Below are 25,105 nucleotides of genomic sequence, written 5' to 3' on the forward strand. Positions count from 1 at the left end.
GCCTGGCCAGTGATTGGCATTTGGTTCACCGCTTTGGGCATCAGCACGATGGCGTTCAACCTGAACGGGTTCAACTTCAACCAATCCATCATCGACTCACAGGGTCGTGTCGTGGGCACCTGGGCGGACATCTTGAACCGTGCGAACCTGGGTATGGAAGTGATGCACGAGCGTAACGCTCACAACTTCCCCTTGGACTTGGCAGCAGGCGAAGCGGCTCCGGTTGCGCTCTCCGCTCCCTCCATCAACGGTTAGTCTCTAACCGCTTGATAGTCTGAGTTAACGATTGATTGAAAAGGGTTCCCTCATATGAGGGAACCCTTTTTTGCATTTGGCTCCAAGCTTGTTGAAACGAAAAGCGATGGCCGATTATTCCCAGGCTTCAAGTTCAGTGACCCAATATTGCATCAGAGCAGAGATTTGCGATCGCCTTGCCTCAAACGTTGCCGCTACCCAGATGAACGCCAGCCCCAGAACGATACCTAGTGCCCATAGCAGCAATGAGTAATCGTCGATGAAGCGCCAGAGCTGTCGCAAGACCTGAATCATAAAGACAGCCGTGCCGACAAATAGAAACGCCCGGATGCGCAACAACAAGCCAGCCAAAACAAACCCAAGCTGAAGACCAATGCTCAGGAAGCCTGGCAGCAGTGCTGGCGCACCCTCAATGCCAATCTCTGCTTGATAAAACGCAGTCAGGCATACCAGCCCCGTTGCCAGACTCCGCAATAGATGCCGCTTGTCACGATCGCTCGACAATCGCAACCCTGGATCAACTTGCGCGACGTAGAGCAGTGATACACTCAACAACGCTGCAACCCACAACGGTTCCTCTGCCTTCAGGTTGTGGAGCCACCGCAGCACGGCCCAATCTGCCAGCAGCACACTAATGTAGCTGAGACGGATCTGTCGTTCTGCTTTTGCTAACCAGGCGTAGAACGCTGCCACAATCAGCAACCCTTGAACTGCGATCGAGCCAATCGTCAGCATAGTCGCCACGATGGGTAATATAGCTGCCGATCGCTCCCACGGTTCGCGCTGCCAGCCCCATCGTCGCCACGGTAACTGGTAGAGGACGAAGGCAAGTCCTGCCGCGATCGTAGCTCCCCACGTGAGCAGTACCGCATCCGGCAAGCACTGGTGGAAGAGTTGAGTGAGTGCGGCGATCGCTTCAAAAATACCTGTATAAGTCCAGATGGGGGATGGGGTGTGGGGTGTGGGGTGTGGGGTGTGGGGTGTGAGACTTGCTCCCCTCTCCCCTCCGCTCTGCCCTCTGCCCTCTCTCCCCATCGCTAACGCATACGCTGCCAGAGTGGCTGCAATACCAGTCCATAGCCATTCACCAGAGCCACTTAGTGAACTGACAAGAGTGAGTGGCATCAGCGCACTGCCCAGCACCCAATGGAGATGCGCGATCGCCGCCACCTCTTGAACTGCAAGCCGTAAGTATGGAATCAGCCAGCGTTGCAGAAGCCGAGCGACGATCGCGATCGCGGCTGCCAGCCCTGCCATGAGTACAAACCCATCCCCCACCTCACCTCCTTTTGCCTGCGAGAGTTGGTAGATCAGCAGTTCATAAGCCGCGATCGTCCCACCCAATAACGAGAGATAAACCAGTGGTTTGAACGGTTGTCGCCGCCCGACACCAATGCCGACGAGTACTGCCGCCAATGTGTAGAGTCCGGTGGTAGCAGTAAAGGAACGGTGCTGGAGGCACAGTCCGATAAGGGCGTAGAGGAGGGGGATGAGGTGCCAACTGGAGAGCGGTGAGGGGGGAAGGGAGGGGGAGGACAAAACTGACGGCTGACGGCTGACAGTTGACGGCTGACTCCTCATCCCCCAATCACCGAGCAGTTGCGTTCCCAACCCCAGTGCCAGATTGGCCATCGCCACCGCATCCAGCGATCGTCCCGTAAGAGAAACAATGCCTGTGACAATCAGTTCCAGACTCCAGGCGATCGCGTAGAAGCCAGCATTCTGAGGACGTTGCCAGGTGCGATAGCTGGTTGCGGCGAACAGTATGCCAGCAGCAGACAAATACTGCCAGTGGGGCGAATCAAGCTGAATGTAGACGGCTAAGTGACAGAGCGTCAGGACGGTCAAGGTCACGACTGAAAGGGCGATCGCCCAGCCATCGGTTGCCTGTCGATAAAAGCTTGCCAGAGTTGTGTTGCGGCGTTTTAGCCAACCCCATAGCAGCCAGAGGAAGAGCAGGGCGATCGCGAATGCATTGACGATCAGCCCAACGGTGAGATGATTCTTGGCTAATTCCCATCCTGCGATAGCTGCAAACGCTAACCCAAAGCCAACTGTCACGGCTGCCGCAATCAGTTTTCGTAACTGATGCGTATTAATGAACATCAGGACGGACGCGCTTCCTAAACTGGTCAGTTGTGCTGCGGTGGAGTTAGCCATCAAGACTTGTACTAAAAACAGAGCACATACGCTCAGCCAGCTAGCCTGTCGGCGTTGCGGAAAGAATCTGCGGCTACCTAACACCGTTAATGCAACTGGCGTCACCAACCATAGGCCACCATCTGTCGCTGCTTTAGCCCCAAACGCACGGATTAAAAACCCCCACGGCGTCAACTCAGGTAAAACCGTAGAGCATAAGAACCAATAGCTCACGGCAGCGAGAACCAAACCAATGTGCCATGCACTGTGCTGCCAACTTTGAACGGATGAAAGATGCACTGAAGAAGTTGTTGGAGGACGATCGGCGGTTGAAAGCTGCCGTTCGGTCGATGTCTGTGAGGCAGGTAGAATCGTGCTCAAGCCCCATTCCGCGATTGTGCCTACCAGAAGAATGCTAGCCCAACTATTCAGGCTGAGCTTTGGGAACCCGAAGTGGATCAGTGCCGCGATCGCAGCCAGTCCTGTACCGTGCGTTAAGTAAATGAGTGGAACTTCGGGACGCGTACGCCCCAACAAGACGATGACCAGAGCAAGGGTCGATAACACCAGATTGAGCGATCGCGTCAGCCCATTGTCGATACTCACGATCGCCAGAACAACGCCCAACCCTAAGGCCAACCATTCTGCGTGCTTTGCCAGATCGACTCTTTGCCAGCGGCGCAGCCGAAACGCCAGCCATATCGTCAGCAGCACGTAGGGGAAGAACCATAGCCCTAGTAGTGCCACTGGCATTGCGGTTTCTCCCGCCAATCGAATGCCCGTCGTAATGAGACGCTGTTGCCAATCGGGAGGCACCGCTCGCCACAGCAGCCAAACGGTTTGCAGTCCTACCAACCATCCTGCCGTCAAAGACGTCACTTGTCCCGATCGCCGCAAATAATCCGCCAGCAACCACAAGCCAAGCCCACTGATCGCGATCGCCTGCCAGGGTGGAGTCACCGTCACCGCAATCAGCCATCCTACCAGTAGCAAACCGATCCCGCCTCGCTGCCACCCCAGGCGACTAGCATCCCGTCGTCCCAGCCAATACAGCAGCCAGCCGCAAATGCCCACTGCCAAGCCAAGCCGATCGAGCGGCACTCCCGCTGTTAAAACGGCACGGGCGAGGAGGAGGAGAGTGGCGATCGCGATCGTAATGGTGGATAGGGGAGGTGAGGGGTGAGGGATGAGGGGTGAGGGATGAGGGGTGAGGGGTGAAGTTCTGGGTTCTGAGTTTTGAACTGCCTCCCCTGCCTCCCCTGCTGCCTCTCCCTCCTGACTTCTGACTCCCGACTCCCGACTCCCAACTCCCGACTCCCCACTCCCGACTCCCCACTCCCGCTCCTCATAAACCAGCGAGATCGTCGCCGCGATCGTCCCTACATAGCTTGCTACCAGCGGAAAGCCAGCCCAACCCCAGCCCCAGTGCAGCCAACTGAGCGCGATTGCCGCCCCCAACGGCAGCATTTCCCCACTCCCCACTCCCCACTCCCGACTCCCCACCTCCGGCTTCAACAACTGCACCGTAATGCCTGTGAGAACGATCACCGCGATCGCTGCTATTACCCAGCCCAGACCGCTCTGCCACAGTTGAAAGCCATCCATCATCCAAAAGTTAACGGGGATGATCAGCAGCGTGGCGATCTGGAGCATTCTTGCCGTCAAACGTAGGCTTGGTAGTTTTCCTGTCCAGACACTTGCTGCCCAGAATGCCAGAGTGTAGGCAAACAAAATCCCGTATTGCCCCACTGGGGAAAAGTTGCGCCACTGGGTTGCTGCCAGCACTCCAGACGACACCACCACCATGAACACGCCCAGGAACAGCAGCCAGATGACGCTGACTTCTGCCATAAAGGACTGAATGCCACGCGCGATCTGGCTGGGCGGACGCTCAACCGCTGCACCTGCCCCAACTGGCACACGCGCTTCCTCAGCCACGAAATCATTGGGCGCAAAATCATTGCCGACGACAGCAATATTCGAGCGCGCGGATGCCTCAGACAGCAGACAACTAAGATGCTCCTGACAAAGTTGCTGCACGGCTTCATCCGATAGCAATCCCAGCCGCAGCCAAGCGTCTAATCCTTCTAGAAGTGCGGGATGCCCCGATCTGACAATCAGTTCGAGGACGATGGGGCGATCGGATGGAGAAACCATTAATTATTCGGAGTTTAGAAAATGATTAGCTTTAATTTTTTAGTTACTAGATAGTTGCTCTGCTCTAGATTGAAACCTAATGGTCAACAACCAAAAAACTTTAAACCTGTTATCAGACATGATTTTAGGGCTTCCCGTACCGGTTCTCGATCGTCAAAGTTTTCAGAAAGCAAATAGGAATACTATATGGGGTTGGCTTCTGGTAGAAATTCAATATGCGATGCTCTATGTTTTGCGGCGATAGAGCCTGTAGTTTATGCCCTCCCAGAGTACTGCTGATACTAACGCGCAGACCAGCAATTTAAAGCCCCAAAGTAGAAAAGAATTATTCCAAGCAAGCCACCCGAAAACCGTAGCCCAGAGGCAAGACAGTCCTAGCAGCCAGAACCGTAATTGAAATCGCCACTGCCATCGTTTGAAACATAAAATGCTTTTCAACACTGTGTAGACTAACAGGCTAATGGAACCAGTGTTGATAAATAGCACAGAGGAATAAGAGAGTAATGCTTGCAATAGCCCCTCTTCAGGAAACATCAAGGGAATTCCAGGTATACTCGCTAGCGTAAACAATCCATAAGAGGCTATAAAAGTCAACAAATTGTTAGAACCTTCAAGCAAGCCGTCCGCTTCTGGTGCCTCGTAAACCATCGGCACTATGAAGGAACTCCCAAGTAGGAAAATGTTGACTAAGTGCCATCTCTGAAGGACTTTTTTGGAAAAAACAGCCTCTAATTGAGTAGATTGTTGCATCTTGAATCTTCTCCAGGTATTTGGCTAACTAATCAGCTTTATGCCTTGACAGTAACTGAGATTCCTTTAGCAGTTGGTTTCTTGATGAAGTCTTCAAATCTTTGAACGGTTCTAATTCTCAGCATCCAGCACTTTTACTGTTGCTGCTTCATCCACTGACGAAAATTCACTTCAGCGGACACTTCATCCAATAACGCCGCTTCTAGAAATTGGTACAAATCTGTTTTTGCAACCAGGGGAAAGGTGGGAGACCGATCGCGCTCCACATAGACCCCATCCACCAGGCACAAAATCTTCCACTCTTGCCCATTAAACCGCCAAAACTCTGATACCCCCATACTGGCATAGAGTCGGTTTTTATTAATGTCGGTGTGGGTAATGTCTACTTCAACCACTAAATCTGGAGCAGGGTCACGCTCCAAATTGATTTCATGATCCGCAACCAGCGCGTAATTTTGGATGTAGTAGCCGTTATCGGGCTCGGCACTTTTGAGTAAGTCTTCGCGATCGAGCGTCGTTGACCCCATCGTCTTAAGTTTCATACCCAGCTCTACAACCAAAATTAAGATAAACCGTTCAATCAGCCGTGCATAGCGCTCGTGACGTTCAAGCGACGTGGTAATTTCTAACACTCCGTCGTCGTAGATGAAGCGAGCACGGGTGCGCTCAGTCAGTAACTGCTGAATTTGCTTAAATGACTGCCAATCGAGATCGCGAAAGGCAATCCGCTTTTCACCGATCGGTTTGGGGGGAGGCTCTAGCAGCATGGCAATAACCTCGCTTCAATGACTCGATGAGTGGCACTTGAGGTGAGTGGCGTTTGAGAAAAACTTCAGACTCACCTCAAAACTACCGTGCCAAATCACCCGTCGCAAGTAGTCCTAAACTCTCAAGCAGCGTTGGGCAACGTTGGGCGATCGGAAAATTGGGCTTGTTAGGTATCAAACCAGATGGCTAGCGATCAAGTGCCGCCCATTAAGTTGACAATAAATCTCGCAAGGTTGACAATAAAGAGCTAAATAGTTGCTAACGGAGAGGGCCGTGTCAAACGTGCGTAGGCGTGGTGAGCAAATTCGCCAGTTTATTTTGACGAATGTAGAAGAGCATTCAAGAGATGTTGTTGCTTTGACATCTCAAGAATTTGGTATTACTAGGCAAGCTGTCAACAAGCATATGCAACGTCTTGTTGAACAAAAGGCAATTGTTGTTAGAGGCTCTACAAAGAATAGAAGCTATCACCTAAAGCCATTAGTTGAATGGATGCAAACCTATCAGCTAGCTAACAACCTTGAGGAAGACATGGTTTGGGGTGCCGATATCAAGCCTCTAATGGTTGACCTCCCCAATAATGTTAAAGATATTTGGATCTATGGCTTTACTGAAATGTTGAATAATGCCATCGATCACTCATCTGGAAAAACGGTTAGTGTTCAACTAGACAAAACAGCGGTTGACACTCAAATCATCATTCAGGATGACGGAGAAGGCATTTTCAAGAAGATACAAAAAGCGCTACAGCTTCACGACGATCGCCATGCAGTCCTTGAATTAGCCAAGGGTAAATTGACAACAGACCCAACTCGTCATAGTGGTCAGGGTATATTTTTTACGTCACGCATGTTTGATAAATTTGCAATACTGTCCGGCAGTGTTTATTTCTCGCATGAGTTCAATACAGCGGAAGATTGGATTTTCGAGAGCGGTGGCTTTCAACCTGGAACCACTGTTTTTATGAAACTGCATAATCATGCATCAAGAACGTCTAAACAGGTGTTTGATAGTTTCTCATCAGGTGATGACTACGCGTTTACAAAAACAGTCGTACCGGTTCGTTTAGCTCAATATGGTGAGGAACGATTAGTCTCACGATCGCAAGCAAAAAGGCTATTAGCGGGTGTCGATAAATTTAGAGTAGTGGTGTTTGATTTTTCTGGAGTAGAAGCGATCGGACAAGCCTTTGCCGATGAAGTTTTTCGTGTTTTCAAGCACCAACATCCAGACATGCAAATCATGAGCTTAAACGCTAGCCAAGAGGTAGCACAGATGATCAGCAGGGCAGAAAGTGACGCTACCTAGCAAGTTAGGGTGATAGACGCTGCTGGGTTCCACTCGAATTCCATAAAGAAACTCTAGCTGTCGATAACTTCAAAGGGTGGGCACTGCCCACCCTACCAACTACCAGCTCTAAAAAGGTGGTTCATCCTCCTCGTTAGCGAGAGTTTCGGGCATCGCCCCTTGTGGGAGCGGTAGGTTTGTGACGACGTAAAGATTTAGAATATCTTCCCTGTCCATGAAGAGAATCTGACTACGCCTTGAGGCATCAAGCTTGTTACCAAGCCAATTACGGGCTGCTTTGGTGATTTCTCCACCAGCAACAATGAAGGCGTGATCCACAAGGATGCGCTTTCCAATCTCAGGGTCGAAGATCTCGTGCCCTAGCATCATCAGGACTTGGTTGTGGATCTCAGACACATTGGCATTGCCCGACTTAGTAACGCCTGAAGAATCAATCTTGCCCTTCTTCACTTGGATGCCAAAATAAAGAACATGCTGTGTCGGGAGGATAAATTTCATCCACACATCCTTGCCGTACTCCAGTGCTTTGTCTTTGTGACCAGCAGCCGTGATGCGGTGGAATCCCAATTGACGGAATAGGGGCAGTAGAACCTCCTCGATGAGTTCGTCTTCCGATGCTATGTCCAAGTAGATGAGGAGCTGCGCTCTTCTTTTCAGCTCAGATGCTGAGAACGGGCGGTGCGGGTCAGTGGTAACCGATACTATTTTTTGGGTTGCAATATGCTGCAAATAGCACTGCTTATCCTCAGCATAGAAGGCCTCAAAACCCTCGCGCCCCAAAACATTGTTGAGTAAAGCCAGCGCACCCAACCTATCACTTCCTTCGTTCAGTGCATCTGCTGAATCCATCAATGCCTGTATGACGCGCAAGAATGCCACTGGTGGCGTTTGCGCGTTTGGATGTGGCTCAACCAAAATCTGCCGAAGAGTATTAGCGACCCAATAGTTGCGTGTGGAACCGTCATGCGCAAACTCAGTACCGCAATCCTGAAAAAATTGCGTCAGATAGCTACTGCTGCGATAAACGAAAAAGCTTTCCTCTACCTTGAAATTTCCGCAGATCATGTCCGCAATTGCCATTAGAGTGCGTTGTTTGAATTCCACAATCTCGCTCTAAAGATATGCTCTCAATCTTAAATGGATTAGATGGGCGGATGTGACAATGTCCAGTGTGCGGTTGGGAATATGTTCTTGTGCCGCATAACAACTTCTTAAAGTCCTAGTCGCTGTTTTAAAGCCTCCTGCGCCTGTTCCCGATCGTCAAAATGGATTTTCTCAGTCCCTAAAATCTGATAATCTTCGTGACCTTTCCCAGCAATCAGCACCCCATCGCCTGGTTGAGCTTCCAGGATTGCGAGGCGAATCGCCTCAGCCCGATCGCCCATCACAACTGGTTTGACTGCATCAGGAATCCCAGCGACCACATCCTGCAAAATGCACTGCGGGTTTTCAGTACGCGGGTTGTCCGACGTCACAATGACTTGATCGGCAAGATCGGCTGCAATGCGACCCATCTGAGGACGTTTACCCCGATCGCGATCGCCACCACAGCCAAACACACAGATCATCTTGCCTTGAATAAAGGGTCGTGCGGCTCGGAGCAAATTTTCCAGACTATCGGGCGTGTGAGCATAGTCCACAATCACGCTGATGTCCTGATCGGGTGCAATCTGTACCTGTTCCATGCGTCCTGGTACGCCACCAAACTGAGGCAACACTCCTACAACGTCGTTCAAATCCAGACCTAGATGTAGCACAGCTCCTACTGCTGCTAGGAGATTAGCCAAATTGAATTGACCAACGAGGGGCGATCGAAACGCTGCTTCACCGTGAGGCGTATGCAAAACACCACTTACCCCATCCGCCTCGTACTTCAGATCGCTTGTATATAGGTCTGCCGTTACGTCATGAGTGCTATAGCTCCAGGTGCGTGCTTGATCAAGGTTCTGAATCAATTGCTGCCCATACGGATCATCTAAGTTGACGATCGCCTTACCCTTCAGATAGTCAGGACTGAACAGCAACGCCTTCGCCGCAAAATAATCATCCATGTCGCGGTGAAAATCCAGATGGTCTTGCGTCAGGTTGGTAAAGACTGCCGCCTCAAACGCACAGCCCAGCACTCGGCCCTGCGCTAACGCATGGGAACTTACTTCCATGACACCAAACTCACTTCCTGCTGCCAATGCCTCTGCCAACTGCCGCTGTAGATCTACTGCAAACGGAGTTGTGTGCAAAGCAGTCTGTTGAAACCCCTGCCAGCGCGTATAAAGAGTCCCCAGCAGTGCTGTAGACTTTTGCGCCTGCTGCAACAGAAACTCAATGAGATGCGTGGTTGTCGTTTTGCCATTCGTGCCTGTAATGCCAATCAACTTTAGTTGCTGCGCCGGGTTGCCATAAAACGCCGCTGCCAGTTGAGCAGAAACCTGAACCATATCGTTGGCGGGAATGATGCAGGGAGTGGGGAGTGGGGAGTGGGGAGTGGGGAGTGGGGATTTCTCATTAGTTGCCTTTCGTGCCGCTTGAGGAGAGACGATCGCCGCGATCGCACCTGCCGCGATCGCGCCTGCCCAAAAATCGCCCCCATCGACTCGCGTTCCGGGCATTCCCAGAAACAAATCTCCTGGCTGACACGCATGAGAATTCGTTGCCAAGCCCTTCACCTCAGCATCCAATGCCGGATGGTCAGACAACGGGGTAAGACTTGGAACGATCGTCAGCAACTCTCGCAACTTCATATCAGTGCTTCCTCTCTACGCTGTAAACGATGCACGGCTATAAAGTTTAGATTTTAGAGTGTGGGCAGAGCTTTGCAACGGAGAGGGAGTTTTGAGTTTTGAGTTGACTGAGCAATCAGCCGTCAGCTTTCTTCTAAAAACTCTTTTAGCCGTTTGCCTTCCCTACTCCCCACTCCCTACTCCCAAATGTTTCTACAAATACTTCCGCAACATCTGCTCCAACTGCTGCACCGACGCACGCGGAGATGGACGAGGAAGAGGGATGAGAGATAAAGTTTCGAGTTTTGAGTTTTGTAGCTTGCTTCCGCTTTGCGGTGTGTCGAGTTTTGAGTTCTGAATTGCCTCCCCTACTTCCCTCGACTCCCCTGCTGCCTCTGCCTTCTGCCTTCTCTCCAGCACCAACACCGGAATCTCATACTGATACGCCTGAAACCAATCGTCACGGGTTGTAATGTCGCGCACATCCAGATCAAGGTCGAGACTTTGGATCTGCGCGAGCTTTTCGTGTAGCCCTTCGCACAAATGGCAGCCCGGTTTGCTATAGAGGATGAGGTGGATGCTCAAAGCGTGACTTCCTAAGGATGCTAACTGCGATGACGATACCGTTTCGGCAGGCGGTTGATGCTAGAACACGATCGATCCGCTATTTATCGCTTCCACAACGTTACCCTAGTTCGCTATCGTAGATAATGCAGAAGACTCGAGGTAACTCGTCGCGATGACCCAATCTACGAAACCGCTTATTCAACCTACCAGCCTCGACCTGAAAAAACTCAACCAGCGTTTTGAGAACGCTCATCCTAGAGATATTCTTGCCTGGAGCGTCGAGAACATCCCTACAGGGTTGGTGCAAACCAGCGCGTTTAACGTTGATGACATCTTGATTACCGATCTGTTTTACCGCGAACTCAAGCCAGCCACGCCAGTACCCGTGCTGTTTTTAGATACGCTCTTCCATTTCCCTCAAACGCTGGAACTGGTTGCAAAGGCGAAGGCACTCTACAACCTTGATTTGAAGATCTACAAAACGACCGAAGCGGATAGCCGCGAAGCGTTCGCTGCCAAATACGGCGACGCGTTGTGGGATGCTGACATCGCCAAGTTTCATCAAGTGACCAAAATTGAGCCACTTCAGCGTGGGTTAGCAGAACTGGGCGCGATCGCCTGGATTACGGGACGCCGTCGCGATCAGGCACAAACGCGTTCCGATATGCCGATTTTTGAACTCGACAACCAACAGCGTCTGAAGCTTAATCCGATCGCCAACTGGACGCGCAAAGAAACCTGGGCGTATGTCTTTGAGCACGATGTCATCTACAATCCACTGCACGACCAGGGCTATCCCAGCATTGGCGATGAACCTATCACCACAGCGATCGCCGAAGGCGAAGACGAACGCGCTGGACGCTGGCGGGGCATGGGCAAAACGGAGTGTGGGATTCATATTTAGGGCAGAAGGCAGAAGAAGTTTTTAGTTGTTGGTTGTTGGTTGTTGGAACGAATGATGGGGAAGCAAGAAAACACAAGAGTGCAGCAAAGCCTCTGTTAATGACTAACAACTAACAACTAAAAACCAACAACTGCCTCAGCTCAAAACTCAAAACTCTCCTCTTCCCCTCATGACTAAAACAATTCTGATCACAGGTGCTTCGACGGGCATCGGCTATGCCACAGCGCGGTTGTTTCAGCAACGGGGCTGGAATGTGGTCGCAACGATGCGATCGCCTGAGAAGGCGGGTGCGCTTGCTGCTTTGGAGAACGTGTGTTGTTTACGACTGGATGTGACTGATTCAGAGTCGATTCAGCAGGCGATCGCGCAGGCGTTACAACAGTTTGGTTCGATCGATGTGCTGGTTAACAACGCAGGCTACGGCTTAATTGGTGCGTTTGAAGCCTGTAGCATTGAGCAAATTGAGCGTCAGTTTGGGACGAATGTGTTTGGCTTGATGGCAGTGACACGGGCACTTTTGCCGCATTTTCGGGAGCAGCGATCGGGCATCATCATGAATGTATCGTCCATTGGTGGACACATGGCGTTCCCGCTGTACAGCCTCTACCACTCCACAAAATGGGCTGTTGAAGGCTTTTCGGACTCGCTGCAATATGAACTAGAGCCGTTCAATATACGAGTCAAAATTATTGAACCAGGTCCGATTAAGACCGATTTTTACGAGCGATCGGCGGATCTTGCCACTAAACCAGGGCTGACTGCCTACGATGCCTTTACTGCAAAGGTCATGGCAGCGATGAAAAATGCAGGTGATACAGGATCGCCACCAGAAACAACAGCACAGGTGATTTATCGAGCCGCAAAGGATGGCTCTCGGCGGTTGCGCTACCCGGCAGGTGGTAATGCGGGAGCCTTGCTGTTCTTACGTAAACTGTTGCCCGATCGCTTGTTCGGTGGCATTATCCGGGGTGCCATGCTGCGCTAATAGGACTTACGCAAACCTCGGAGGTTTTGCCAAGAATCAAGCATCGTAATAAGCTGGTCGCTTAAACCTCCGAGGTTTTGGTCAAAAGTTGTAAGTTCTGGCTAGTTGATAATTTTGTACTATCTGAAAGAGTGGCTCTACACTGGATAGCAACAACCAGTCATCCCAATCAACTGCGTGATTAAAATTCTCCATCTGTCAGATATCCACATGGGCAGCGGGTTTTCGCACGGGCGAGTGAACCCCGAAACCGGACTCAATTCTCGTCTGGAGGATTTTGTTGCCACGTTGGGACGCTGCATCGATCGCGCCCTAGCTGAACCCGTCGATCTCGTCCTGTTTGGTGGGGATGCCTTTCCCGATGCGACGCCACCGCCGTTTGTCCAAGAAGCCTTTGCCAAGCAGTTTCAACGCCTGGTTGCCGCCCAAATTCCGGCTGTGCTGCTGGTGGGGAACCATGACCAGCACGCGCAAGGACAAGGCGGCGCGAGTCTGTCCATCTACCGAACGCTGGCAGTCCCAGGTTTTGTAGTGGGCGATCGGCTGGAAACTCATTGCATCCAGACGCGCAGTGGTGCCGTGCAGGTGATTACGCTTCCCTGGCTGACGCGATCGGCTTTATTGACAAGACCCGATGCCGAAGGATTATCGCTCGGTGAAGTCGGTCAATTGTTGATCGATCGCCTCCGCGTTGCCCTGGAAGGCGAAATCCGTCGTCTCGACCCGGAAATTCCCACTGTTTTATTAGCTCACCTGATGGCGGACAATGCCCGTTTTGGAGTTGAGCGCTTTTTGGCAGTCGGCAAAGGTTTCACTGTGCCGTTGGGACTGCTCTCGCGGGACTGTTTCGACTACGTGGCGCTCGGTCACGTCCATCGCCATCAGGTACTTTGCGAAAGTCCGCCGATCGTCTATCCCGGCAGCATCGAGCGCGTTGATTTCAGCGAAGAAAAGGAAGACAAAGGCTTTGTGCTGATCGCCTTGGCAAAAGGACAGACGACCTTTGAGTTTTGCCCTGTACCTGTACGAGCGTTTCGCACGATCGAGGTAAACCTGTCTGAAGCCGACGACCCTCAAGCGAAGCTCCTGAAAGCGCTCAAGCCCGATCGCCTTCAGGAGGCAGTGGTGCGGTTGGTCTATCATCTACGATCGGAACAGCTTGATCAGATCGATACCAACACCATCCATCAAGCACTCAGCCCTGCCCACAGCTATACCATTCATCCCGAAATCGTCAGCCAATTTTCGCGTGCGCGTCTACCCGAAATCGGCAGCGGCACCAACATTGCACCCCTCGATGCCCTCAAAGCCTATCTCGCCAATCGGGAAGATTTGCAAGAGCTTGAAGATGAGATGCTGGCGGTCGCCCAGAGCTTGTTGGCAGAAGAAGAACACGCCTGGTTGAGGTCTGCGATCGCGGCTGAAGAGGAAGCGGCAACAGAGGCTCAAGCGGAACCGCAAGAAACGCAATTACGATTGCTCTAACATTGAATGAGCGCGATCGTTTCCTGCTTCCGACAAAGTTTTATGACTCATTGAGCCTCTCTCTCCTGCTAGATTAAACCTAAGATCCGCTCATTTGTTAGGAGAACGGTTGTGATTACAATCGAGGCGATCGCGACGGTAACGCCAGAGGGCAAGGTGACGATTCAACTGCCAGCGACGATCCCACCGGGAAATCACAAGCTGGTGCTGGTGATTGATGAACAACCCGTCACCACTGAGAAACGCCCACCGTTTGATTTCCCGACGCATAGCGTTGGAGCGTGGCCGGATAATCTTTCTTTAAGGCGTGAGGATATGTACGATGACTGGGGACGTTAAGCCAGTCTTTGTCGATACCAACATTCTGGTCTATGCCAGTACGGTACGATCGCCCCTACACCAAGTTGCCAGACAAGCTCTTCAGCAACGGTATGATTCTGGAGCAGAGTTGTGGATCAGCCGCCAAATTTTGCGTGAGTATTTAGCCACGCTGACTCGAAGCCAGTCCTTTACCGATCCATTGCCAATGGAAACATTGCTTGAGGAAATTCAGGTATACCAGTCTCGCTTTCGGGTAGCGGAGGATAATGCCCAGGTAACAGCAAGCTTATTGGCGCTGATGCAGCAAGTTTCTGTGGGTGGTAAGCAGGTACATGATGCCAATATTGTGGCAACGATGCAGGCGTATGGCATTGAGCAGTTGTTGACTCACAACACGATCGACTTTGAACGGTTTGCTACCTTGATCACTGTGCTGCCATTAGGGGAGTGATAAGTTAGCGTTTCGCGATCGCGTCCAGCTATGTGCAGAACGTTTTTACTTGAAAGGATTCACGATCGTCAACCGCTGCTCAACAATCAAACCATCTTGCATATCTTCCGAGTAAAGAATCTCTGCATTAGCAGATAAGGCGCTGACAACAATCAAGCCATCCCAGAATGAAAAACCGTAGCGACGGCGTAAATTAGACGCATTGAGCAAGATCTCTGCATTCAGTTCAACTACAGAGCAACTGTCGTAAAAATCTTGAATTGTTTGCTTAAGCTGAATTTCAGTGAATGCAGCCTTTCTTACTAAGACCGAGCAAACCTCATTGATTACTTGAGTACTGACAATCAAATCGACTGAGCCAATCAGTTAAGTCGCTAGAGAATATTTTCTAACGGCCTCTAGCCCAGCGGCTTTTATGTCAGTCAGGAGACTGTAGAGCCAAACATTCGAGTCAATAAAACAAGGTGATTCGGTCATAGATGCCGATCGTGCATTTCCTCGCGGGTGATCGAGCGTACACCCGGTACTGAAATGGGATTACGCATGAGTTCTGCAAGAATCTCGGTTTCTGAAATTCGTTTCTTAGGCTGCTTAACCACAGTCACTTTGACGCTGCTGCCCTCGCTCAAGTCTTGCTTGTACTCGTCAGGAACAACAATCACCCCATTCTCGATCGTTGCCTGAAATTCTACGGGAACCATACCGATGCTCCAACGGATGTAAACCCATTTTACTCCCTACTCCCGACTCCCTACTTCAACTTCCTCAACTCCTCCTCAGCCCGTTGCTTGAGCTTCGGATCATCCAATCCCTTGAGCGCTGCTTTCAGGTCATCTACTGCCTTCTGCTTCTCGCCCCGTTGACTGTAAATCACGCCTCGCCACAGGTGAGACTCTGCATAGTCTGGTTTGAGCTTGAGCGCTTGAGTGTGGTCAGTAGTGGCTTTGTCGTAGTCCTGTTTGTCGCTGTAAGCAATGCCTCGATCGCGGTAGTCCAGGGTAGGTTGAGTTCAGTAATGATGCTTGCTGGCAAACTCAGAAAGCCCGTGAACCCCGTATCGATCAACGCTGTGTCGATACGGGGTTTTTCCATTGCGAACTACCAGGGAAATCACGGCTTCATCGTTCACCTTTGATGAGTTTGTCAAATCGGGAGCTGGAAAAGTTGCCAAGCCATTACTAGGTGACGAGATCGAGCAATTGCGATCGGCGGTTCGGGCTCGATATTAATCCGGATTTCTCACAAGACTCAGCGAAAATAGCATTGAACCCAGTATTGAAGAAGCTTCTGGCTGATCAAGCAAAGTGACAGACTGTTTTTCAGGGTAAGGGCCAAAAGCTCTGGAGGGCAGGCCTTATGACCCTATTGTGAAAAACGTGGTGAAAAATCCGGGATTAAGGGCAAAAATTAGAAGGTGGCGGCGATCGTCAAAGTTGAAAAGAAAGCTTAAAGTTTTCCTAAATTTTTCTAGATTTTTCTAGATTGAGAATTAGGCTACGCCTAATGGGCTATTAAAAAATTATCTGCCAACGCAAAAAACTAATCTGTGAATTTGCTAGTAAATCCATGAGCCAACCTGTTAAACCTCAAGAAAATCCCAAAAAAAAGCCTGACTATACTAAAAAGGGCTTGGTTATAAGCACACTGATTGCGATTGCTGGAATAGGATCTAGTTTCACAGTCCCAGAGGTCAGATGTTTTGTTGGGTTGAAATCAGATTCATGTACAGTACAGCAACAAGAAATTCAGTTTATTACCCAAGCGGAAACAGGCGAGACTTTGCCAGGGGTAGAAATCAAATACATTTCTCAAGGAGCACCGGAGGTTCAATATACCGATAACAATGGTTTTGCTAGAGTTAAAGTTCCTAGCAAAGGTGATGTAAAGCTAATTTTGAGTAAGAAAGGGTATCCCACTCAAGAGTTCACCGTTGACTTGCAAAACGACCAAAGCATAACCCGAACGGTTCGGTTGAAACAATCTGGCCAGCCAGAAATAACGCCTTTGTCACCAGGAAACTTGCCAACAACTACTGCAACTCCAACTCTACCGAACTCTTCTACACCTATTACAACTCTAAATCAACCTGATTCCACCTCTACTTCTTCCAACCAACCGATTGGCTCATCTGACCCAGACAATACAACGAAGAATTTTGAAACTTTAAAGAAAACTAAACGATGCCCCAAATGTTATCTGGTGGGGATAGATATGCGTGGCATAATCTTGTCAGATGTTGACTTGCGCGGTGCAAACCTTAGAGGAGTCAGTGCTAATAGTGCCATGAACGGTGCGAATCTTAGTGGTGCAGATCTGCGTGGTTTTAATGGATCCTATGTAAACTTGCAGGGTGCTAACTTGCAGGGCGCTAATCTAGAAGGTGCTAACTTGAAGAGCGCCAATTTGCGTGGTGCTGATTTGAGCAATGTCGATTTATCTAAGACCGATCTAACAAATGCAGATTTATCAGGGGCGATTCTGCCAAAAGGATTTCAACCGCCCCAGTAACTAAAAACTTCACTGGTTGATCGTACCGTAGGGTGCTTTTAGCGCCAGCGTAAGGCACCACCATGAGATTATTTTTTAACAAGCCCTAAGTAGTCCGACATCTTTGTCGGCAAAGAGCTTGAGGAACCCGTTGAGGCTGGTGATGAAGGCAATAATGCCTGCAATGGGAGCGCTGAACTTGGTCAGATAGGCTCCCAAGTTAACGTTGGTTTTGTTGTCGTCACTCATTGCCGCTTTCCTTCAACCGCAGAAATTGGGCTTCTTGCCGCAGTATACGATTCAATCTTGTACGGTAGTCCAATCGTGGCAATTGGGGCATGGGGGCATACAATCCTTTTGTATCGCCTCACATTGCTATTGCGATCGATCACAATCCTTTTGTATCGCCTCACATTGGCATTGTGTCGAGTCACAATCCGTTTGTCATGCCCCACAATGCTGTTGTGATAGGTCACATTGGCAATGTATCGCCTCGCAATCGAATGGCGCTGGGTCACATTGCGTTTGTATGGCATCACAATTCCTCCGCATGGACTGACATTGCTTTTGTTAGCTCGACACCCCATTCCATTCGCATCCCAACCGCGCATCGTGGCAGAATGTATCAAAGTTAAGTACACACGCTTCTCCCATGACCGCCGCAACCCCCAATCTGCCCAGCCAATACGACCCTGCAACCGCCGAAGCCAAGTGGCAGCAATTATGGGAAGCCAATGCGGTCTTCAAAGCTGACCCCAACAATCCCGGCGAACCCTACTGCATCGTCATTCCGCCGCCCAACGTGACGGGCAGTTTGCACATGGGTCATGCGTTTGAGCACTCCTTAATTGATGTGCTCGTTCGCTATCACCGGATGCTGGGGCGCAACACCCTCTGGCTACCAGGCACCGATCACGCCAGCATTGCCGTCAGCACCATTCTGGATAAGGAACTCAAGGCGCAGCGCAAGAAGCGTCAGGATGTGGGACGAGAAGCGTATCTGGAACGTGCCTGGGAGTGGAAAGAAGAATCGGGTGGCACGATCGTCGGTCAATTGCGCCGTTTGGGGCTGTCTGTAGACTGGTCGCGGGAGCGGTTCACGCTGGATGAGGGCTTGTCCGATGCGGTGCTGGAAGCCTTTATCAAACTCTACGATGAAAAGTTGATCTATCGCGGTAAATACCTTGTCAACTGGTGCCCTGCGACGCAATCCGCCGTGTCCGATCTGGAAGTCGAGAACCAGGAAGTGAACGGGCACCTGTGGCACTTTCGCTATCCACTTACCGATGGGTCTGGCTTTGTGGAAGTCGCAACGACGCGACCCGAAACGATGCTGGGCGATACGGCTGTTGCAGTGAACCCCAATGACGATCGCTACCAGTCTTTCGTTGGCAAAACGCTGACGTTACCTTTGGTGGGTCGGCAAATCCCCATCATTGCCGATGAGTATGTCGATTCCACCTTTGGGACGGGCTGCGTCAAAGTCACGCCTGCCCACGACCCCAACGACTTTGAGATGGGCAAACGCCACAATCTGCCCTTTATCAACATTATGAACAAGGACGGTTCTCTGAACGAGAATGCAGGCGTGTTTCAGGGACAGGATCGCTTTGTGGCGCGGAAAAATGTGGTCGCGCAGTTAGACGCAGAGGGCTTTCTGGTCAAGATCGAGGACTACAAGCATACGGTGCCCTACAGCGATCGCGGCAAAGTGCCCGTCGAGCCGTTGCTCTCAACCCAGTGGTTCGTCAAAATTCGACCGATGGCAGACCAGACGCTGGCGTTTCTGGATCAGCAGCAGTCGCCTGCTTTCATCCCCGATCGCTGGACGAAAGTGTACCGCGATTGGCTGGTGAGCCTGCGCGACTGGTGCATCTCACGCCAACTCTGGTGGGGGCATCAAATTCCTGCCTGGTATGCAGTCAATGAAACGGGCGGCGAAATCAGAGACAACACGCCCTTTGTCGTCGCACGCAATGAAGCAGAAGCAAAAGAGAAGGCGATCGCCCAATTTGGTGCAGACGTACAGTTGGTGCAAGATCCGGATGTGCTCGACACCTGGTTCTCATCCGGCTTGTGGCCCTTCTCCACGCTCGGTTGGCCTGAACAAACGGCCGATCTGGCGCGGTACTATCCCACTACGACCCTGGTGACGGGTTTCGACATCATCTTCTTCTGGGTTGCCCGGATGACCATGATGGCAGGGCACTTCACCGGACAGATGCCCTTCCAGACCGTTTACATTCACGGTTTGGTGCGGGACGAAAACAACAAAAAGATGTCCAAATCATCCAATAACGGCATCGACCCGCTGTTGCTCATCAACAAATACGGCACCGATGCCTTGCGTTACACGCTGATCCGCGAAGTCGCAGGCGCAGGACAGGATATTCGCCTGGAATACAACCGTAAAACCGACGAATCCGCCACCGTCGAAGCCTCCCGCAACTTCACCAACAAGCTGTGGAACGCCTCCCGCTTCGTGCTGATGAATTTGGGGAGTGGGGAGTGGGGAGTAGGGAGTGGGGAGAATCAGCTTCCTAGTCACAATTCCCTCGAACTCGCCGATCGCTGGATTCTCTCCCGCTTCCATCAAGTCACGCAGCAAACCCGTGACGCGATCGACAATTTCGGTTTGGGAGAAGCCGCGAAGGGACTCTATGAATTCATCTGGGGCGACTTCTGCGATTGGTATATCGAATTGGTCAAACCTCGGTTACAGGGCGAAGCTGCCGAGTCAAAACAGACCGTCCAACAGGTTCTAGTCTTCGTCCTGGAAGGCATTCTCAAACTGCTGCATCCTTTCACGCCGCACATTACCGAAGAGATCTGGCATACGTTGACGCAAGCAGGCGACGATCGCTATCTGGCGCTGCAACCCTACCCAGAAAAGGATTCCAGCCTGATCGACATCGAACTGGAGCAGCAATTTGAGTTGCTCATCGGCACCATTCGCACGATTCGCAATTTGCGCGCAGAAGCGGAAATCAAGCCAGCGGTGAAAGTGACTGCCATTCTGCAAACCGAGAGCGATCGCGAACAGCAAATCCTCACGGCGGGACAGGCATACATCAAAGAACTGGCAAAAGTGGAGACGCTGACGATTACAACCATCAATGATGCAACGCAGGTAGACACGGACGCGTCACAGGCGATCGCGGGTGTCGTCGGCACCGTGCAGGTCGTCATTCCGCTGGCAGGTGTGGTTGACCTTGAGGCACAACGTACCAAGATCGAACGCGATCTTAAACGGATTGAGGCTGAAGTCCAAGCATTATCCGGTCGGCTTGGTAATCCGGGGTTTGTCAACAAAGCGCCAGCGGATGTCGTGGAAGGCGCACGGGCAACGCTGGCAGAAGCTGAGAAACAGGCAGAGATTTTGCGCGATCGGCTTGGCAAGCTTTAGTTATCCAGCTTCGTTCCCTGCTCAAGACAGTATTTGAAGATTTCCTGTTAGAGCGCAATATTCAGACTTCAACGATAGTCACACTGTGTTTAGGTCAACCCCCAAGTAAATTGATTAAAATCGTCTATATGTAGAGCTAAGGGACCCTCTAGCTATGTCTGATACTGATAGAGAAGAACTTCATCGGCGAATTATGATTCTTCGAGACAAGGCTCAGTCAGGCAAAATTCACCTTGCAGAACACCTTGCCGATAATGTTCTGGAACGTTTAGAAAGGGTACGCCTTGCACCAGATGGGCTAGTAGATCCGAATACCGTAGATGGGACGGTGCGGGCTATGGCTCTTATGATGGCTCACTTTCAAGATCGGGAAGAGTGGAAAGAGGCTATTTCGCTACAACAAGTACAAGAAGCCTTTTTCAGGGCAATAGATCATCAATTTGGTGAACTATTTCAGGTTATGCAAGAGCGTAATGCTGAACCTCATCAAATTGCTGGAGCCTATGTACAAGATGCTAATCGGGTACAGGAAGTTGCTCAAAATCTTCCTGAGTTTCTTGAAAAAATTCAGGAGTTTTGGAAAAACATAGCCGATCCTGCTTGGATGCACAGCGAGGATCAAAATGGAATTAAAGCAATTTATGGAGGCTCTCTCTTTCCTGCTGGAGGGCATAGTATTGCCTCTAGCTGCGGTCTATACGTTGATACAATTATTCTTCCTGATCCTCTACTGCGAATATCACGGTTAGCGCCTCACTGGGAACCTAAAAGGTTAGTATATGAAGTGCTTCGCTTTGGTTTACAAATATTACGTTATCGCTCTTTAGCACTTGCAGAAGTTGATACACCAATCATTGCAATCGTTCCTGACAAGCTTGATTTAGAGGAAGGTTATTCAGAGTTTATTCACTCTATGGCAGAGGGTGATTGTTTAAAGCACGTTTCTGCAATGTTTGGAAGAAACTTTGAGTCAATTGACGAGCTACAAGATTATGCAAAACAGTTTGAGCAACCTAGTGATCTTGTTGCTGCACTTGCCAATCCTGATCTTCTTCTTTTTGATACCGAAGCCTCACAAAGTCTAGATGAGCAGATTCACGAGTATATGCAAGGAGAGGGCAGAGTCTTTAATCCACAACGTGCGGGTGATATTATTCTTCCGAATTTCATTGGTCGGATGTCGCAAGCCAACGATTTATTGAGGCGGAGCCTAGAACTTAGAGGAACCCCACTCATAGATGCTGAAACGTCTTGGAGATATCTCAATTGGAAACTTGAATACGATGCAGATCGTTTATCAAGCACTGACTTAACTCCCCTACACGTTGTGCGAGGGCTTCAATCTGCTGCTAGAGGTGAGATGCAATGGCTTGGCAATATCCCACCAGAAGCTTTAGTTGAAATGAGACAACAGGGTGCCACTGAAGAACTCCGAGAAATTTTAAGCAGAGGAGTATCTGATATTTCAGCATCTGATCCAGCAAATTTCTTTCAGACAACTGATCAGGTAGTTGATAACATTCGTGGCGCTTTTGAGCAGCACCAGCAAAACATGACAAAGCTTCGTAATAAAACTTGGAAGTTTGCAGGTGTTGATGTGGGGAGTTGGATCGCAATTGGAACTATTGAGGTTGCAGCGGCTCTTAGCGGTGCGCCAACCTTTGGTGTACTAGCATTTGCTGCTGATCAATTGCTGGATGTACCTAAATTGAAGGAATTGCCTAACAAATTTCAGGAGATTCAAAAAGAAGCAAAAACGATAAAAACATCCCCGGTTGGCTTACTCTTTCAACAATCTAAAAAAAAGAGGTAACATAACGAACCAAGTAGATACACTGTATAAAAATCCCAATGCAGCGGATCCTCGAACACCGTCAGTCTGAGTGCAAGTTTAACTGCCACCGCTGATCGAGGTCGTTATGCCGACAATCTTCGGTAGTGCATGTAACGTCCTACGGGAGTAAACTACGAATTGCCATTGTGATATTAACAGTCGGTATTGTTACGAGTTTAAGTAAAGATGGGGCTGAAAATCTCAATCTCTGACTCCATTGTGCAAGCGCTTCGCCTACCGGAACAGCGCATCGAGCAGGAATTGCGTCGAGAATTAGCGATCGCGCTTTACATGCAAGATATCCTCTCCTTTGGCAAAACCCGCGAGCTAGCCGAGATGGACAAATACGAATTTGGGCAGTTGCTTTCACTTCGTGGAGTCATGCAACATTACGGTCTTGCAGAATTAGATGATGACTTTAGCTATGCCCGTAGTTAGACCTCCCCCAATTTCATCGTACAGGTCGTTACAATGCCAGAGGCGCGTTTCTAGGGCAATGATGCAGGTATGGGGCAAGCAGCACAACATTGGGGTAATCATCATTTCGATGTCATCGTCATTGGCAGCGGCATTGGTGGCTTGGTTGCAGGCGCGTTGCTGGCTCGTTATGGCAAACAAGTTCTGATTTGTGAGAGCCACACCATTCCAGGTGGAGCGGCTCACAGCTTTTCGCGGCAGGGATTTGAGTTTGATTCGGGCCCCTCATTTTACTGTGGGCTGAGCGATCGCCATTCGCTAAATCCATTGCGACAGGTGTTGGATGTGTTGGGTGAAACAGTCCTCGCGATCGCCTATGACCCGATGGGGCACTACCACTTTCCCGAAGGCACCTTCCCGGTTTATGGCAATGCCGATCGCTATCGAGCGGCGATCGCGCAAATCACGCCTCAAGGTGCAGAAGAACTGGCTCGGTTAGAGAAACGACTGCTGGATTTGTACGACGCACTGCGAGGCATTCCCACTCTGGCGCTACGGGCAGACCTTAAGCTGGTGCCTGTGCTGTTGAGTCGCTATCTGCCTGCCTTGTTCAAACTTCTACCCCAACTGGGTGCCGTCCAAAGTTCAGTTGCTGACTTGATGCGCGACCTGCACGACCCCTGGTTACGGCGCTTGATTGATCTAGAATGCTTTTTGCTCTCTGGCCTAAAAGCTGAAGGGACGATCGCACCCGAAGTTGCCTTCATGTTTGGCGAACGGACGCGATCGGTCATCGACTATCCCATCGGCGGCAGTGGCGCGATCGTGCAGGCGTTGGTACGAGGCTTGCAGAAATGGGGCGGCACGCTGCGGTTAGGTGCTCACGTGGAGCAAATTCTCGTGGAATCTGGCAAAGCGGTGGGTGTGCGCTTGCGGAATGACGAGATTTTGAAGGCAGCGATCGTCCTCTCCAACGCGACCATCTGGGACACCTATAGTCACCTGCTAAAACCAGAAGACTTACCAGCCAGCTATCGTCAAAATGCATTGGAAACACCCGCTGTAGATAGCTTCATGCATCTGCATCTGGGCATTCGATCGGATGACATGGAGCACCTCACCGGGCATCATGTCGTTCTCCACGATGCCAAACAGGACATCACCGTTCCGGGCAATACCTGCATGATTTCTATTCCTTCTGTGTGGGATGCCAGTCTCGCACCACCGGGACACCATGTAATCCATGCCTATACGCTGGAATCCCATGCTGGGTGGCAACGAGACAGTAACTATGCGGAACGGAAGCAAGAACGCGCAGAACCATTGTTTCGGGCGTTAGAAAAAGTCATTCCCGATCTACGATCGCGCATCGTTTTAGAACTCATCGGCACACCACTCACTCATGCCCGCTACCTGCGTCGTCATTTGGGGACATATGGACCCGCGATCGCCGCTGGGCAAGGCATGTTTCCTAGCACCCAAACCCCTATTGCAAATTTGTATCGTGTTGGAGACAGCACCACGCCTGGGATTGGTGTCCCTGCGGTTGCTGCATCTGGCATTCTATGCGCGAACAGTTTAGTAAAGCCACAGCAGACGGAGGCGTTGCTGAAACAATTGGAGTTGGTGAGGCGTGAAGCGTGAGCAACGTGAGTATGAACAGTGCCACCCTACCTGATTAGCCATGACAGTACCTCTAATGATTCGTAGAGCAAAACCCGAAGACCTGGCAACGATCGTCCGTTTTAATGTGTCCTTAGTCCAAGAGGCGAGAGGTAAAGAGCTTGATCCCACAACGCTTCAGAAGGGCGTTCAAGCGGTGTTGAAGGATAGCTATCGTGGCTTTTATACCGTTGCTGAGATGGACGATCAAGTGGTTGCAGCCGTCCTGGTGACCTTTGAATGGAGCGATTTCAGCAATGCCTGGTTTTGGTGGCTGCAAGACGTTTATGTAGAACCAAACCACCGTCAGCAAGGCATCTTCCGTGCGCTCTATCAATATTTGAAAGACCAGGCGACTCGGTCGAACGCGTGTGGGCTACGTCTCTATGTGTATCAAGGCAACGTAAAAGCACAAGCGGTTTACGAGAAGCTAGGGATGCTGCCTTCAGACTCTCTTATGTATGAGGATCGTTTGTAATCCATTGGTGGCTG

24 protein-coding genes and 1 pseudogene are annotated in these 25,105 nt (G+C 50.6%); 14 read left to right on the forward strand and 11 right to left on the reverse strand.

Translation table 11 applies throughout. The features are described from left to right. A pseudogene (locus tag C7B82_RS23480) lies at window positions 1-255 on the forward strand (photosystem II q(b) protein); the annotation flags it as partial. 114 nt (window positions 256-369) lie between these two features. Here C7B82_RS23480 and C7B82_RS23485 read toward each other — a convergent pair. The 3 genes from C7B82_RS23485 to C7B82_RS23510 form a co-directional block, all read right to left on the reverse strand. Beyond that, entirely contained in the window at window positions 370-4,551 is a 4,182-nt protein-coding gene (locus tag C7B82_RS23485; RefSeq protein ID WP_181357631.1) for a DUF2157 domain-containing protein, read from the reverse strand. A 225-nt stretch (window positions 4,552-4,776) separates the two neighbouring features. Next, window positions 4,777-5,301, reverse strand: coding sequence for a hypothetical protein (locus C7B82_RS23505; RefSeq protein WP_106259081.1), 525 nt, complete (start codon window positions 5,299-5,301; stop codon window positions 4,777-4,779). Between the two features lie 134 nt (window positions 5,302-5,435). Beyond that, window positions 5,436-6,068 carry a Uma2 family endonuclease gene (locus C7B82_RS23510; protein ID WP_106259082.1) on the reverse strand — a complete coding sequence of 211 codons (633 nt, stop codon included), beginning with the start codon at window positions 6,066-6,068 and terminating at the stop codon, window positions 5,436-5,438. A gap of 274 nt (window positions 6,069-6,342) precedes the next feature. On the opposite strand from C7B82_RS23510, the gene C7B82_RS23515 reads away from it, so the two are divergent. Continuing rightward, on the forward strand, window positions 6,343-7,377 hold the full coding sequence (locus tag C7B82_RS23515) for an STAS-like domain-containing protein (RefSeq protein ID WP_106259084.1): 1,035 nt from the start codon (window positions 6,343-6,345) through the stop codon (window positions 7,375-7,377). Between the two features lie 108 nt (window positions 7,378-7,485). On the opposite strand, the gene C7B82_RS23520 is transcribed toward C7B82_RS23515, so the two are convergent. The 3 genes from C7B82_RS23520 to C7B82_RS34400 all read right to left on the reverse strand — a co-directional run bounded on the left by C7B82_RS23520 (window position 7,486) and on the right by C7B82_RS34400 (window position 10,679). Beyond that, window positions 7,486-8,457: a hypothetical protein gene (locus C7B82_RS23520; RefSeq protein WP_219904662.1), complete on the reverse strand. Its 972-nt coding sequence runs from the start codon at window positions 8,455-8,457 to the stop codon at window positions 7,486-7,488. A 131-nt stretch (window positions 8,458-8,588) separates the two neighbouring features. After that, window positions 8,589-10,115, reverse strand: coding sequence for a UDP-N-acetylmuramoyl-L-alanyl-D-glutamate--2,6-diaminopimelate ligase (locus tag C7B82_RS23525; RefSeq protein ID WP_106259087.1), 1,527 nt, complete (start codon window positions 10,113-10,115; stop codon window positions 8,589-8,591). A 192-nt stretch (window positions 10,116-10,307) separates the two neighbouring features. Next, the gene (locus tag C7B82_RS34400; RefSeq protein ID WP_339375294.1) at window positions 10,308-10,679 is read right to left on the reverse strand and encodes a glutaredoxin family protein; all 372 of its coding nucleotides are present in this window, start codon (window positions 10,677-10,679) and stop codon (window positions 10,308-10,310) included. Window positions 10,680-10,833: 154 nt separating this feature from the next. On the opposite strand from C7B82_RS34400, the gene cysH reads away from it, so the two are divergent. From cysH to C7B82_RS23555, 5 genes are all read left to right on the forward strand, one after another. Beyond that, window positions 10,834-11,565: a phosphoadenosine phosphosulfate reductase gene (cysH, locus tag C7B82_RS23535; protein ID WP_106259088.1), complete on the forward strand. Its 732-nt coding sequence runs from the start codon at window positions 10,834-10,836 to the stop codon at window positions 11,563-11,565. 169 nt (window positions 11,566-11,734) lie between these two features. After that, a complete protein-coding gene (locus C7B82_RS23540; RefSeq protein ID WP_106259090.1) occupies window positions 11,735-12,550 on the forward strand; it encodes an SDR family oxidoreductase in 816 nt (271 codons plus the stop codon). A gap of 177 nt (window positions 12,551-12,727) precedes the next feature. Then, the gene (gene sbcD / locus C7B82_RS23545; protein WP_106259092.1) at window positions 12,728-14,035 is read left to right on the forward strand and encodes an exonuclease subunit SbcD; all 1,308 of its coding nucleotides are present in this window, start codon (window positions 12,728-12,730) and stop codon (window positions 14,033-14,035) included. Between the two features lie 111 nt (window positions 14,036-14,146). Continuing rightward, entirely contained in the window at window positions 14,147-14,374 is a 228-nt protein-coding gene (locus C7B82_RS23550) for a hypothetical protein (protein WP_106259093.1), read from the forward strand. Next, complete coding sequence (locus tag C7B82_RS23555) at window positions 14,358-14,807, forward strand: type II toxin-antitoxin system VapC family toxin (RefSeq protein ID WP_106259095.1); 450 nt, start codon at window positions 14,358-14,360, stop codon at window positions 14,805-14,807. Before C7B82_RS23550 ends, C7B82_RS23555 begins: the two co-directional genes overlap by 17 nt. A 45-nt stretch (window positions 14,808-14,852) precedes the next feature. Here the strand turns inward: C7B82_RS23555 and C7B82_RS23560 are convergent, their stop codons facing one another. From C7B82_RS23560 to C7B82_RS33960, 4 genes are all read right to left on the reverse strand, one after another. Continuing rightward, a complete protein-coding gene (locus C7B82_RS23560) occupies window positions 14,853-15,155 on the reverse strand; it encodes a PIN domain-containing protein (protein WP_219904663.1) in 303 nt (100 codons plus the stop codon). A gap of 125 nt (window positions 15,156-15,280) precedes the next feature. Further along, window positions 15,281-15,508 carry a hypothetical protein gene (locus C7B82_RS23565; RefSeq protein WP_106259097.1) on the reverse strand — a complete coding sequence of 76 codons (228 nt, stop codon included), beginning with the start codon at window positions 15,506-15,508 and terminating at the stop codon, window positions 15,281-15,283. A 50-nt stretch (window positions 15,509-15,558) separates the two neighbouring features. Next, on the reverse strand, window positions 15,559-15,783 hold the full coding sequence (locus C7B82_RS35280) for a tetratricopeptide repeat protein (protein ID WP_422632163.1): 225 nt from the start codon (window positions 15,781-15,783) through the stop codon (window positions 15,559-15,561). Next, window positions 15,678-15,899, reverse strand: coding sequence for a hypothetical protein (locus C7B82_RS33960; RefSeq protein WP_245940062.1), 222 nt, complete (start codon window positions 15,897-15,899; stop codon window positions 15,678-15,680). The genes C7B82_RS35280 and C7B82_RS33960 overlap by 106 nt, the downstream gene beginning before the upstream one ends. Window positions 15,900-16,373: 474 nt before the next feature. Between C7B82_RS33960 and C7B82_RS31640 the strand changes: the two genes are divergently transcribed. Beyond that, window positions 16,374-17,315 carry a pentapeptide repeat-containing protein gene (locus C7B82_RS31640; RefSeq protein WP_146141245.1) on the forward strand — a complete coding sequence of 314 codons (942 nt, stop codon included), beginning with the start codon at window positions 16,374-16,376 and terminating at the stop codon, window positions 17,313-17,315. Between the two features lie 75 nt (window positions 17,316-17,390). Here C7B82_RS31640 and C7B82_RS32630 read toward each other — a convergent pair whose 3' ends face one another. Then, entirely contained in the window at window positions 17,391-17,543 is a 153-nt protein-coding gene (locus tag C7B82_RS32630) for a hypothetical protein (RefSeq protein WP_181357632.1), read from the reverse strand. Window positions 17,544-17,632: 89 nt separating this feature from the next. Here C7B82_RS32630 and C7B82_RS23585 point away from each other — a divergent pair, with 89 nt between their 5' ends. The 6 genes from C7B82_RS23585 to C7B82_RS23610 all read left to right on the forward strand — a co-directional run bounded on the left by C7B82_RS23585 (window position 17,633) and on the right by C7B82_RS23610 (window position 25,091). Next, window positions 17,633-17,929: a hypothetical protein gene (locus C7B82_RS23585; RefSeq protein WP_106259100.1), complete on the forward strand. Its 297-nt coding sequence runs from the start codon at window positions 17,633-17,635 to the stop codon at window positions 17,927-17,929. Between the two features lie 17 nt (window positions 17,930-17,946). After that, window positions 17,947-20,700 carry a valine--tRNA ligase gene (locus tag C7B82_RS23590; protein WP_106259102.1) on the forward strand — a complete coding sequence of 918 codons (2,754 nt, stop codon included), beginning with the start codon at window positions 17,947-17,949 and terminating at the stop codon, window positions 20,698-20,700. Window positions 20,701-20,854: 154 nt separating this feature from the next. Then, window positions 20,855-22,513: a hypothetical protein gene (locus tag C7B82_RS23595; RefSeq protein WP_106259103.1), complete on the forward strand. Its 1,659-nt coding sequence runs from the start codon at window positions 20,855-20,857 to the stop codon at window positions 22,511-22,513. 207 nt (window positions 22,514-22,720) lie between these two features. After that, window positions 22,721-22,972: a UPF0175 family protein gene (locus C7B82_RS23600; RefSeq protein ID WP_106259105.1), complete on the forward strand. Its 252-nt coding sequence runs from the start codon at window positions 22,721-22,723 to the stop codon at window positions 22,970-22,972. A 69-nt stretch (window positions 22,973-23,041) separates the two neighbouring features. Beyond that, window positions 23,042-24,595 carry a phytoene desaturase family protein gene (locus tag C7B82_RS23605; RefSeq protein ID WP_106259106.1) on the forward strand — a complete coding sequence of 518 codons (1,554 nt, stop codon included), beginning with the start codon at window positions 23,042-23,044 and terminating at the stop codon, window positions 24,593-24,595. Between the two features lie 40 nt (window positions 24,596-24,635). Further along, window positions 24,636-25,091, forward strand: coding sequence for a GNAT family N-acetyltransferase (locus tag C7B82_RS23610; RefSeq protein WP_106259108.1), 456 nt, complete (start codon window positions 24,636-24,638; stop codon window positions 25,089-25,091). The last annotated feature ends 14 nt before the right edge of the window (window positions 25,092-25,105 follow it).

This window comes from Stenomitos frigidus ULC18 (assembly GCF_003003795.1).
In the GTDB taxonomy this organism is placed as follows: Bacteria; Cyanobacteriota; Cyanobacteriia; order Leptolyngbyales; family Leptolyngbyaceae; genus Stenomitos; species Stenomitos frigidus_A.

Bases quoted from the DNA above. Each gene is read 5' to 3' on its own strand.
- C7B82_RS23485 (WP_181357631.1), bottom strand. From the start codon at position 4,551: ATGGTTTCTCCATCCGATCGCCCCATCGTCCTCGAACTGATTGTCAGA.
- C7B82_RS23505 (WP_106259081.1), bottom strand. From the start codon at position 5,301: ATGCAACAATCTACTCAATTAGAGGCTGTTTTTTCCAAAAAAGTCCTT.
- C7B82_RS23510 (WP_106259082.1), bottom strand. From the start codon at position 6,068: ATGCTGCTAGAGCCTCCCCCCAAACCGATCGGTGAAAAGCGGATTGCC.
- C7B82_RS23520 (WP_219904662.1), bottom strand. From the start codon at position 8,457: ATGGCAATTGCGGACATGATCTGCGGAAATTTCAAGGTAGAGGAAAGC.
- C7B82_RS23525 (WP_106259087.1), bottom strand. From the start codon at position 10,115: ATGAAGTTGCGAGAGTTGCTGACGATCGTTCCAAGTCTTACCCCGTTG.
- cysH (WP_106259088.1), top strand. From the start codon at position 10,834: ATGACCCAATCTACGAAACCGCTTATTCAACCTACCAGCCTCGACCTG.
- C7B82_RS23540 (WP_106259090.1), top strand. From the start codon at position 11,735: ATGACTAAAACAATTCTGATCACAGGTGCTTCGACGGGCATCGGCTAT.
- C7B82_RS23555 (WP_106259095.1), top strand. From the start codon at position 14,358: ATGACTGGGGACGTTAAGCCAGTCTTTGTCGATACCAACATTCTGGTC.
- C7B82_RS23565 (WP_106259097.1), bottom strand. From the start codon at position 15,508: ATGGTTCCCGTAGAATTTCAGGCAACGATCGAGAATGGGGTGATTGTT.
- C7B82_RS33960 (WP_245940062.1), bottom strand. From the start codon at position 15,899: ATGGAAAAACCCCGTATCGACACAGCGTTGATCGATACGGGGTTCACG.
- C7B82_RS31640 (WP_146141245.1), top strand. From the start codon at position 16,374: ATGAGCCAACCTGTTAAACCTCAAGAAAATCCCAAAAAAAAGCCTGAC.
- C7B82_RS32630 (WP_181357632.1), bottom strand. From the start codon at position 17,543: ATGAGTGACGACAACAAAACCAACGTTAACTTGGGAGCCTATCTGACC.
- C7B82_RS23585 (WP_106259100.1), top strand. From the start codon at position 17,633: ATGGGGGCATACAATCCTTTTGTATCGCCTCACATTGCTATTGCGATC.
- C7B82_RS23590 (WP_106259102.1), top strand. From the start codon at position 17,947: ATGACCGCCGCAACCCCCAATCTGCCCAGCCAATACGACCCTGCAACC.
- C7B82_RS23595 (WP_106259103.1), top strand. From the start codon at position 20,855: ATGTCTGATACTGATAGAGAAGAACTTCATCGGCGAATTATGATTCTT.
- C7B82_RS23600 (WP_106259105.1), top strand. From the start codon at position 22,721: ATGGGGCTGAAAATCTCAATCTCTGACTCCATTGTGCAAGCGCTTCGC.
- C7B82_RS23605 (WP_106259106.1), top strand. From the start codon at position 23,042: ATGGGGCAAGCAGCACAACATTGGGGTAATCATCATTTCGATGTCATC.
- C7B82_RS23610 (WP_106259108.1), top strand. From the start codon at position 24,636: ATGACAGTACCTCTAATGATTCGTAGAGCAAAACCCGAAGACCTGGCA.